7 protein-coding genes and 1 pseudogene are annotated in these 8,006 nt (G+C 61.6%); 2 read left to right on the top strand and 6 right to left on the bottom strand.

Annotated features, from left to right (window positions below; all coding sequences use genetic code 11):
* Positions 1-1,580 (bottom strand): recombinase family protein (locus JOZ76_RS15475; protein ID WP_291699487.1); only part of this gene is annotated, 1,580 nt, incomplete at its 3' end.
* Between the two features lie 132 nt (positions 1,581-1,712).
* Complete coding sequence (locus JOZ76_RS15470) at positions 1,713-1,904, bottom strand: hypothetical protein (protein WP_291699486.1); 192 nt, start codon at positions 1,902-1,904, stop codon at positions 1,713-1,715.
* Positions 1,905-2,327: 423 nt separating this feature from the next.
* Here JOZ76_RS15470 and JOZ76_RS15465 point away from each other — a divergent pair, with 423 nt between their 5' ends.
* Positions 2,328-2,810, top strand: coding sequence for a hypothetical protein (locus JOZ76_RS15465; RefSeq protein ID WP_291699485.1), 483 nt, complete (start codon positions 2,328-2,330; stop codon positions 2,808-2,810).
* Between the two features lie 34 nt (positions 2,811-2,844).
* Here JOZ76_RS15465 and JOZ76_RS38245 read toward each other — a convergent pair whose 3' ends face one another.
* Positions 2,845-3,039 (bottom strand): ClpX C4-type zinc finger protein, encoded by a 195-nt coding sequence (locus tag JOZ76_RS38245; protein ID WP_366938581.1) that lies wholly within the window; start codon positions 3,037-3,039, stop codon positions 2,845-2,847.
* 1,168 nt (positions 3,040-4,207) lie between these two features.
* Between JOZ76_RS38245 and JOZ76_RS15460 the strand changes: the two are divergent.
* Positions 4,208-4,417: pseudogene (locus JOZ76_RS15460) on the top strand (DNA-binding protein); the annotation flags it as partial.
* A 530-nt stretch (positions 4,418-4,947) separates the two neighbouring features.
* Here the strand turns inward: JOZ76_RS15460 and JOZ76_RS15455 are convergent.
* The 3 genes from JOZ76_RS15455 to JOZ76_RS15440 all read right to left on the bottom strand — a co-directional run.
* The gene (locus tag JOZ76_RS15455) at positions 4,948-5,127 is read right to left on the bottom strand and encodes a hypothetical protein (protein ID WP_291699484.1); all 180 of its coding nucleotides are present in this window, start codon (positions 5,125-5,127) and stop codon (positions 4,948-4,950) included.
* 892 nt (positions 5,128-6,019) lie between these two features.
* Positions 6,020-6,235 (bottom strand): helix-turn-helix transcriptional regulator, encoded by a 216-nt coding sequence (locus JOZ76_RS15445; protein WP_291699483.1) that lies wholly within the window; start codon positions 6,233-6,235, stop codon positions 6,020-6,022.
* Positions 6,236-6,363: 128 nt separating this feature from the next.
* Positions 6,364-8,006: AAA family ATPase (locus JOZ76_RS15440; protein WP_291699482.1), on the bottom strand; the 1,643-nt coding region annotated here is incomplete at its 5' end.

The raw sequence follows: 8,006 nt of genomic DNA, 5'->3' as shown, positions 1-8,006 counted from the left end.
TCGATCCCCCCCGACCCTGTACGCTGCACCAAAGGCCCTGGCATCATCAGCTCCGACAGCGATGCGCGGATCTCGACCGTGAATTCGTCGCTGTGCGCCGGTGCGTGCACGATGATCGCCTCGACCAGGTTGCGCAGCGTGGCGACGAGTTCCGGTTCGTCGAGCGCGGCCGCATCGGCAGCCACATCGGAAAGCCGCTTGATGTCGGCCAGGTATCGGCTGACGGCCGCGGGATGCAGCGTTACCACCTGGTCGGCTTGCGCGGCTGCGACAAGTTGCGCCTTCACTTGGTCGCGTTCCTGCTGCAAGGCCTTCATGCGTGGGCCGATCGTATCGAGGTCGCCGATGCCCTTGGCGATGGCATTGACCAGGCGCTCCAGCTCGCGGGCGATTTCGCCGGCGCGGCGTGTCAGGTGTTTTTCGCGGTCGCCATTCTGCCGGGCAAGCCGGCGGCGCTCTTCGTTATAGGTTTTGAGATATTCGGCGATTGCCTCAGGGTGCGCTAGCTCATCGCGTAGCCCTTCGAATACCAGCGTCTCGATGGCTGATCGCGAAAGCTTGCGGCCGTTCGAGCAGGTGCCGCTTTCGCGGAAGCCGGCGCACTGAACGCGATGCGGCTTGCTGGGTCGCTGCGCGCCAAGCGCGGTCATGCCGGCGCCGCAGTATCCGCAACGCAAGAGCCCAGATAGCGGCCGCAACGGCTTGCGTGCGGCCGTGGCGCCGACGTTGCTGCGTCCTCGCTTGATGGCCTGCGCGGCATCCCATGTTTCCTGATCAATGATGCGCAGATGCAGCGCCTGGGCGCGGCGATAATCGGCGGCCTTGTTCGGCCGGGAGATGCGCTTACCCGTCGTAGGGTCTTTCACCATGCGAACGCGGTTCCAGACGATGACGCCGGTATAAAGTTCGTTCATCAATAGCCCGTGCCCGCGGGCCAGATTTCCGTTGATGGTCGTGGCGGTCCAGCGCGTGCCGCGTGGTGCAGCAATTCGATCGGTGTTGAGGCCCACAGCGATGGAGCGCGGCGTCGCGCCTTCGATGAATTCACGGAAGATGCGCCGCACGATCTCGGCCTCGGCATCATCAATGGTGAGCTGGCCTGGCTTCCCCGGCACGGGCCGGTAGCCATAGGCGCGGCCGCCAGCGTTGCGGCCCGAGCGCACCACGGCCTCAAGCCCACGGCGGGTATGGACCGCCAGATTTTTCAGGAAGTGCTCGCCCATCAGGGCGCGCAGGGCGCCGTCCACTTCGCCGACCTGGCCCGTGATGGTGTGCAGGCCGATACCGAGGAAGTCGAGCCGCCGGCGCGCGTTGTGATAATCCGCCTGGCTGCGGAAGACGCGGTCCATGTCTTCGGCGACGATGATGTCGAAGGCCTTCAGTTCGGCTGCGCGCATTAACGCCTGAAAGCCCGGCCGGTTGACGGTGAAGGCGCCAGACATTTCTCGGTCGGAAAACACCTGCACCACGGCGAAGCCTTCCCGCGCGCACAGCTCGCGGCAGGATGCGATCTGGTCGTCGACCGACTTATCGTTTTGGCGATCGGAGGAGAAGCGGGCGTAAATGGCTGCGCGCATCATTTGTTGTAGCCTCCAGCTCGGCCCGGCGGGCGAGCTCAGCCGCATGATCCCGCCTTGCGTGCAGCAATGCAAGAGCGTGCGCAACTGCCAAAGCGGCCGCGCCGGGCCTTTCCGCGGACAACGGCGAGTTGGTCATCGGGAGCCGCGCTCCTGCTTGATCATTCCGACATTGAGCGGTTCCGTGAGGCTTTCTTTGGCGAGAGCTGCGGTGTCGCTGACGACGCGGCGGATGATGGCTTCGCAGTCGGCGCAGCCGATCGAGAAGACACCACGTTCCTGCGGTTCGCGATCAAGCATGGCGCCCGTCATGGCGAACACCGTCACTTCATCGTCTCCAAGTTTGCGGCGACCAGCAAGTGTTGCCCCTCGATCAGTGCTTCGCCGGCGAGTTCTGCAAAGTCGCCATAGCCGTGGCGCAGACTCTTGTGTTGTTACCTACCGGGCCAAATGCCGGAAGCGTTGATCATCGCGAGCATCATGCTCAAGCGAGGCCAAAATGGAATGAACGCTATGAGCTCATCGTACAATTAGATGCGACAGCGAAGGAAAAGGAGGGCAGCTCGCCGGCGCACGCGCGATTGCGCCGCAAAGCAATGTTGACTCCTGCATCGACGAAAGAAAGCGAAATTTCTGGTGCATCGAGTCCTGGCGCGCTCGAGCGATGTAATTCACATGTTAGCTTAACCGGCGAGCGAGACGATATGGCTCCAGGTCCCCGCCACGGTCGGGCAGCACATCAACCATTGCATGCTCGAGCGGCAGCCCATCGAGGTCGACGGCGTCCGCTATGTCGTCGAGGAGATTCGGGCCCGGCCGGGTGATGCGACCGCGGCGTTTTCGGCTGGTGCGGCTCTGATGTTAGGGTGGGCGCGGGACCGCCGCCGCGGCCCCCCTCTCTTGATCCAGGTCAACGCTCTGCACCGCGCGGTAGTGAACTGGGCAACAAGCTCTGCTCGGCAGGAGGAGCACATGAGGCATGTGACCGGGCTGATCCTTGTCGGGTTAACCATCGGCCCGGCACTGGCCGAGACAGTCAAAGACTCCACGGCGCCCAATGAGAAAACGTCACCCGACGCCGTCACCTACGAGGATTGTGTTGCCCGATGCGAGAAATGCAAATCGCGCAGAAATCCAGACTGCGTGAAGATTTTCTGCACCGGTTATCCTCATCGGCAACTGGGAGCGGGGCCATCGCCTGTTGTCTGCCCGCAGTTCGACGAGAGACGCTAGAGGCCGCCAATTGTTGGCGACCTCTCTCTGGCCCTTATGCTGTAGCCGGACCTGTGTCAGCCTTCCGCCGAGCCTCGGCAATCCTGGCGACAGCCAAGGTAATGCACTCCTCGCAGATTGCGGCGGCACGGTCGCCAACGAGCAGGCGATCGGCGCTGCCGGCTTCTCCACAGAAGCTGCACGTCACGGGTTTGGCCGCATTCGCCGAGCCGTTGCGCCGGAGTTGCATGTACATGCGTTGGTAGTCAGTCTTGGCCTGGCCGCTTAATGCCATCTGATTCTCCGGGTCTAACGGACAGGCTCTAACAGGTTAGACCCGGCGGCCCGAAACAAGACGCCAGCGCCGCCGGTCTTGTGGATAAGGCTACCGCTAGAACCGGCGGCCGTGGCTCGCCAGCCCCATCCGGGTACGCTGCCGATGTGATCGGCGCCGGCGCTTCATGATGCCTCCCTGATTTCAAAGCCAGGGTCGGCCAGCCGTTGAATGAAGATCTCGGCCGTGGCTGCGTGGCCGGGACGACCACCGGAAAGTCGTCGCTGTCGGAAAGCTCACCGCCGTCTTGCACGCCTTCTGCGGCGAGGCTTGCCAGTCCACGCCGTCGCCCTGATCTTCGATTTTCTGGCCGGGCCGGGCGAGGACACCAGTGCGCTCTGTTCACTAGCCCGAGCGAAAGGCGTCCATGGCATGGGCCATTAGAATGCCGACGCTAAGAAGAATGAAAGCACCAACAACAGCCGAAAGCATTAGACCGCTCCTACGCAATAACATCACTAAGCAATGACGCAACTAAGAGGGGCGAGTGCTTGCACAGTCAAAACGATTCAGAGGTCGGCCAACAGTTCTGAGGGCAATTGATGGTTTTCAGTCACAGCGTTCGGCGCGCAACATACGGAACGTCCCAGGCGCGGGACCGAAGCTCCCTATGGCCACATTCAAAGACTACTTTGCTAATTCGAACCGAGCTCGGCAGCGATTATTTCAAGATAGAAGCCGGCCTTGCGACGTAATCGCTCCGACTTATGCTCGTTGTGGACTTTCTCGAGTAGCGGAATAGCCTGTTTCAGGATCTGACCGGCTTCAACGGCATTTTGTCGGTCAGTATCGTTTAGGGGCCGACCTATCGGTCCGCGGTGAAGCCGGACTGCACGCTCCGTCCAGCCTAGGGCGCTCGTAGCGTTCTGGCTTTTTTTCTCAAGTAGCCCCGATCGAATGACTAATGGCATCATTTCTAGGGATTCTAGCAGCATCCGGCGGATGTCATCCTCCGCTTGGGGCATCGCCATTACATCCTGGTTGTCAGGGCCGATCGCAATATTAGAAACCGTTGAGAGACCAAAAGTTCCTCAGGACCGGCTGCTTCTCGTGGAAAGGCGCGGAAGTCTATCCTGTAACCGCGGTCAGCCTTTCCGGTCGCACCCTGGAAAGCACCGGACCTACGGTACCGGCCCGGCCTATCGAAAGATCGGCGTCGCGTCGTCGCGCTAGACGACCTCAAAGCGTGGGCCGATCGCGGTACCAGACGTCAACAAAGGATCCAGGCGCTGGCACAGTTTTGCCCGCAAAACCGCATGCGCCCGTTCTTGACGCAGCGAAGGAGCGGCGCTGAAACATGTCCTGACAGCTAAATGTCAGCAAGAAACGTTCGCAGTTTCGGGCGCGATGGACTCGATCTGTTTTTTGGGTCGCCGGCCGACTTGGTTTCGCGCGATGGTCAAGTACGTCCGGATTCTGCACTTCGCTCAGCTCATGACAGAGCCTCTGGCTTATCGATGTGTCGTAGTTGCCCGGACCGAGTTTTGCTCGTAGCCGGCTGCATAGCCATTGCTCGCCTGGTTCAGCACCGCCGGCGAGTTTCCGGTTGCTCACTTGCTTCGGGCTTTCATCAGACGCGCAAACGAAACAGCTAAAGCTTTGCGTTTCGATCGGCGTCGGCGAGGAATTCAGACAACAAAGATCGGGCTTTGAGCCGTTCGAAAGCAAGCCACACCAAGGATGCCCTTGCAACGAAAGTCAGCCGGCAGGCCAAGGAAAGAAAACAAGAGAGTTTCTCACACACTATGCACCTGCGGTGCTGACGCCTCGGAAATCGAACCGGATTGAAAATGGTTCGTGCCGAGATGCAGCTGCCGGAGTCCCTCAGATGTGGTCTTTGGAGTACTGTTCCAATTGATTTCGTTTGATGTCAGCCTCGAGTTCAGCTGCGCGTTCAATTATGCAGCGGACCATTGTCTCGCAATCAAGCTGGGTTAGTTCAAAAATGCCGCGTTGTCTCAATTCCTCTTCGAGGATCGCGGCCATGATCGATACGACGTTCATTCGCGTTCTCATTCTCGGCGCGCGTTGTGCAGAAGTTTGACATGCTGGCGCGACTATTCGCCGCCTTTCAAGTTGCATAGGGACAATGGTGTGCCGGCGACGTCGCAGATTGCTTCGATCAGGAGGCGTACGGCTCGTGCATCCCAATCAACCCGGTCGATGGGCGCTTCCCAATAATTGGACATTACGTAGGCAGCGTGCCGCGCTTTCACACCCAATCCTGCGATCGTACGCGCGGGCGTCTGCATGATCGCGCGCTCAATCGGGCAGAGACTTGTGAGGATTGCCTCAAGCTGTCGTGTCTGAGCTTCAAACCCAATTCGGTCGTGCAAAAGCTCAACGTCCGGGCCGAAGGACCTCGAATCGGAACTCCTGATTTGTTTCTTGGACCGTCGCAAGTTCTGCGACCAAGACATTGAATCGCTCTTCGAGAGCACGCGCGCTTGAAGCGGCGGGCGTTGAGTTCATCGACGGCAATCATCCCGGCGTCCGATTAAGCCGTTGACAGGGCAGGGCGAGGGCGCTGCGTAATCGGGCGCTAGCGCGACGGTTGCGCCGAGCTCCACCGGTGTCGTGAGTGCCGTGTTACTTTAGCCCCAGGTATGACCGTGACGCCCACGATCACGGTAACTGCGTAACAATAGTAACGTTCAACAGCCAGGGTGACGATGATCGCTTCAGCGTTACGGCCCTGTGTCCTCCCGCCACGCCTTCAGCCGACGGTCCGCACCCTTTCCAGCCCATCAGAGCTGGAGCGCTTGAGTTCAGCCTCATTGCCGTCGGACGGGCCAGCATAGCGTAGCACGCTGCAGCTCTCCAACGACCGGTGCTGATGACGTGACTCCGTCAAGCAGACTGCACGGTCTCCATCACGATCGCGAGCTTCTGCTCATCACCGGACTTCATCGAACTCGCCTTTCGGACGCCATGCAACTGGATCTGCGATCCAGCGGTTGACGTCGGATTCATGCCAGCCGGTCCCATTGGTGCTGATCTTGAGCTGAGCCGGGAACGTGCCCGTGGCGATCTTGCGGTAGATGGTGGACCGGGACAGCCCGGTCCTCGCGAGGACGGTCTTCAGACGGATGATACGGTCTGGTTCGCGCATGGCCGCGCGGCCTCCTGCTGGCTGTTTCTGACTGCTGCTGATCCAGACAGGGCAGGCATTCGAAGGCACGCAAGAGGGTTTTTAGACGTGCCGTACTGTGGCGAAGAATCGGCGATAAATCGGATGGTTCAAATTTCGATGCCCCTGCCTCTGCCGAGGCCGTGCGTGAAGGCCAGTTCGATACCGAGCCGGCGGCTTGAGTCGAACGCGATCCCGAGCTCCCGCTTGCGATTGTCGAGGATGGATTCGAGTTGCGGATCGCGTTCGAGGCTCCTGGCCATATCGCCCATCGCCGAGCGCGTGGCCCTGTAGCCGGAGATGTCGCCGGCCTGATACTGGTGCTGGCTGGTGTGATCAAGCCTCTGCCAGCGCTCTACAAAGCGGTCGGCGCGGCGTTCCGGATGGATCCGCAGTTCGGTTTCGAGCTGGAGGGCGCGGATGGCGCGGTTGAGCTGGCCGCCAGCGGCCTCGCGGGCCAGCTCCGGGTTCTTCTTGTAGGCGGCTTCGGCGTCGTGCGAGCCGTAGGGCCGCACCTCCTCGAAGACCTGGCGGGCCTTTTGGAGTTCTTTCACCTGCTCGGGACTTGCTTTGCCGCCCATCTCCTGTGCCTCGAAGAACGCGTCCACCGCGCGGGCATGGCGCACCAGCGCTCGGGTTCGCAGGCGACGCGCTTCCGCTTCCGGGTCTTGCGCCACCTTCCTTTCCGGCGCTTCGGTTTCGCGCCGCTGGGTTTGCGTACCGCTCCTTTCCCTTTCCGGCGTTTCGCGCTCCGGCCTTCGTCCGCTATCTGGGCCGGGCATATCTGAAGGAGAGCGAAGGCCGTCGAACATGTCGCGCAGCTTCTCCGGCACAACCCTGCGCACGATCTCGGCCACGCGCCCGCGGAACGTGATCCCACGCCGCTCGGCGTAGCTCTGGACCGGATCGGCAAGCTCGTAGTCCGAGGCCATATCCTTGGCGCGGTCGCGGGACAGGGTACGGACAAGCCGGTCCCGGCCGGCAAAATCGTCTTGGCCGTAGTGCAAGTCCACGCCCTCGCGGTGCCGCGACAGGGCGACATAGCTGCCATGGGAATCCGTCCCTGGGGTCGCCAGCACATGGGTGCGGTCCACCGTCATGCCCTGGGCCTTGTGGATGGTCGCGGCATAGCCGTGGTCGATTTTGTTGTAGTCCTTCAAGTCGAACTGCACGGAACGGCCATCGTCGATCTGCACCTTCATGGATTGCACGCTGACCTGCTCGATGGTCCCGAGCGTGCCGTTTTTCACACCAAGGCCACGCTCGTTCTGCAGGAACATGACGCGATCCCCGCTGGCGAAGTGGCGTGCGCCGCGTTCGACCGTCAGGCGGACGTCATCCCCGAGATCGCCGGCAGCCCGCATCCGTTCGCGCGCCGCCTCGTTCAGCGCCCGCACCTCGTCGTTGGTATGGGTGAGAATGATCCGGCTCCGCTCCGGTGCTACCTGCCGGTCGCGGTCCCAGCGCTCGATCAGATCGCCGCGCGCCTGCTCCCGGGTTTGGGCCTCATGCACCATGCCATGGGAGCGATAAGCCTCCAGCGCATGACCGGTCCTGCCGTTCGCCAGATCACGCGTGGCCTCCCGCTGCCAGTCCTCGCGCTGTCGGCGTACCTCGCCGAGTTCCGCCCCGCCGTGGCGCTCATGGATCGAGCGGAAGGCCGCGCCGGCTTCGATTGATTGCAACTGCCTGATGTCGCCGACCAGCATCACTTTCGCCCCGGCCTCTGCCGCATGGGACAGCACGCGCTCGA

The organism is Bradyrhizobium sp. (assembly GCF_019244115.1).
In the GTDB taxonomy this organism is placed as follows: domain Bacteria; phylum Pseudomonadota; class Alphaproteobacteria; order Rhizobiales; family Xanthobacteraceae; genus Bradyrhizobium.
Note: the sequence above shows the minus strand (reverse complement) of the source record. Positions and strands in the feature narration are given on the sequence as shown.

Coding starts and splice junctions, on each gene's coding strand:
- JOZ76_RS15465 (WP_291699485.1), top strand. CDS start 2,328: ATGCTCGAGCGGCAGCCCATCGAGGTCGACGGCGTCCGCTATGTCGTC.
- JOZ76_RS38245 (WP_366938581.1), bottom strand. CDS start 3,039: ATGCAACTCCGGCGCAACGGCTCGGCGAATGCGGCCAAACCCGTGACG.
- JOZ76_RS15445 (WP_291699483.1), bottom strand. CDS start 6,235: ATGCGCGAACCAGACCGTATCATCCGTCTGAAGACCGTCCTCGCGAGG.
- JOZ76_RS15455 (WP_291699484.1), bottom strand. CDS start 5,127: ATGAACGTCGTATCGATCATGGCCGCGATCCTCGAAGAGGAATTGAGA.